Annotated in this window: 2 protein-coding genes; both read left to right on the top strand. The window is 24.4% G+C overall.

The window, feature by feature from the left end:
- Positions 1–121: 121 nt before the first annotated feature.
- Positions 122–730 carry a stage II sporulation protein M gene (locus CD121_RS11045; protein ID WP_017637604.1) on the top strand — a complete coding sequence of 203 codons (609 nt, stop codon included), beginning with the start codon at positions 122–124 and terminating at the stop codon, positions 728–730.
- Between the two features lie 824 nt (positions 731–1,554).
- Positions 1,555–2,062: hypothetical protein (locus CD121_RS11040; protein WP_257214295.1), on the top strand; the 508-nt coding region annotated here is incomplete at its 3' end.

Below are 2,062 nucleotides of genomic sequence, written 5' to 3'. Positions count from 1 at the left end.
ATAAAGTAATTATTAATACATATATCATATTTTATATTTTTATAAAACTAACTTTTATTAATTTTCTATATTTGATAATGTAAAATTAGATATTTGATAATTATATATTTTGGAGGTAATTATGTTTAAAATTCATGATGATGCTTATATTAAAAGAACTATAAGATTTTTAGTTATAACATTAATAATTATTTTATTTACTTTTATCTTAGCCATTATATTTAGCCCTTCAACTGAAACCATAAAAAATTTATCCAAAGGTATCCCCGATAATGTTGCCAATGCAGTAGGTTTACAAAAAGTTTGGGAATACATAATAAATAATGGTTTTAAAGTTCCTTTTCAAATGCTAATACTAGCTATCATTCCAATCCCTTTTTTGTATTACTTAAATATTATACACACTGCAATACCGCCTGCTATAGCTCTTGGCTTTGTAATTAATTTTGATATTTATAAAGGAAGTATGATAACTATATCTTCGATTCCTCATTTCTTCGTTGAAATATTAGCATTTTGCGTTGTTGCTAGTGGACTTGTTAAAGTTAACCAATCTATATGTAGAAAATTCACTAACTTATTTAGAAAGATTAAAAAAGAAAATATATCCTTTAAATTGTCTATAATCAATTTATTGAAAATATATATATTTATTGCTTTACCTTTATATGTAATAGCAGCTTTTTTTGAAAATTATTTATCGAAATTAATATTTGACTTACTAACCTAAAATAATCAGCCCATTATCAGTAATAGTGGGCTGGTTTCTATCGCAAAAATTCACCTGTATCATCTACAAATATAAGTAATGTCATGCTCACATTTTCATTATCTGTATATATAATGTTATTACATTTCGAGTAGATCACAAACTTCTTATCAATTATCCGTTTTATCAATTACTTCAATCGTTTCCAGATGTTCATTGTTTACGCGACTCTTTCTTCTCTTGTCAAGATATCCTTAACTAAACTCCCTTTAATTCTCTTTTCAACTACTATTAAAAATTTATATACAGGTACATTTTGATAAATGTATAAACTTAACATTTGATAACATTGTACAATGCTAATCCAAACAGTAGTAGGATTCAAATATTTATTAATATCTATCCTTATATTGTTTATCTATCTCAATTATTGTCACTTTTATAAATACAAGAATATTAAATTCACCTATTCAGTTAATCAAATAATCTAGTGAAGTTATAAACTCTGTTTATATTAAAATTCATGTTATTTAACATCTATTCACTTTTTGTGAACTCAAAAACAAAAAGCCCACAACTACATAGGTTGCAGGCTTAATAATGGAGACGGCGAGAGTGTTCATTAAAGCGTGTATCTATTCATGTTAAAATCGCTAAAAGCATTGTCATAACAATGTTTATATTGTTTAGTCAGTTGTGTGTAAAATGTTAAAATTGAAAAAACAAAAAGAAATTTGTGCACTTTAGGAATTTCCGAAATAATATTGTATTAAAAAGATTAGTTGTGATAATGTTTTTATAGTTTCAATATAAATTTAATAATATATTAAGGGTAGGTGCGATTTGTGAAACTTTCAGATAAAAAACAAAAACAGTTTCATCGTATTTATAACTACTTAAAAAGTTTAGAGACTGAAACGTTTTTACAAAATATTATTGGCGCTTTCTTTTTAAGTCCTTTTACATTAATAACTTATGCATTTATTTTAGCATGCAAGGTTACATTTATGAATAAATCATTAATTGAAGCTTTATCAAGCGCTGTTTCTTTAATCCTTATATTTTGGGTATTTGCATTGTATTTAATGATGTTTTATATAGTATACTTCAAAGATAAAAATTCATTATTAAAACTTGTTAAAGTAACTATTCTAATAATTATTATGTCTTTTCATTTATACATATTTATTAAAAAGGATATAGAACATCTCACTCATTTTGATAACTACTTTATTATTATTACTTCAGTTCTTATTTCTTACTGGCTAATACAAACTTTCAGAAAGATAATTAGTTCTATTTACAATTGGATATTTAGCGATGAAAGTCAACAACGAGATGAATTAATTAAAT

This window comes from Staphylococcus pasteuri, from assembly GCF_003970495.1.
Classification (GTDB): Bacteria; Bacillota; Bacilli; order Staphylococcales; family Staphylococcaceae; genus Staphylococcus; species Staphylococcus pasteuri.
The sequence above is the reverse complement of the archived record's forward strand: the minus strand, read 5'-3'. Positions and strand labels throughout refer to the sequence as shown.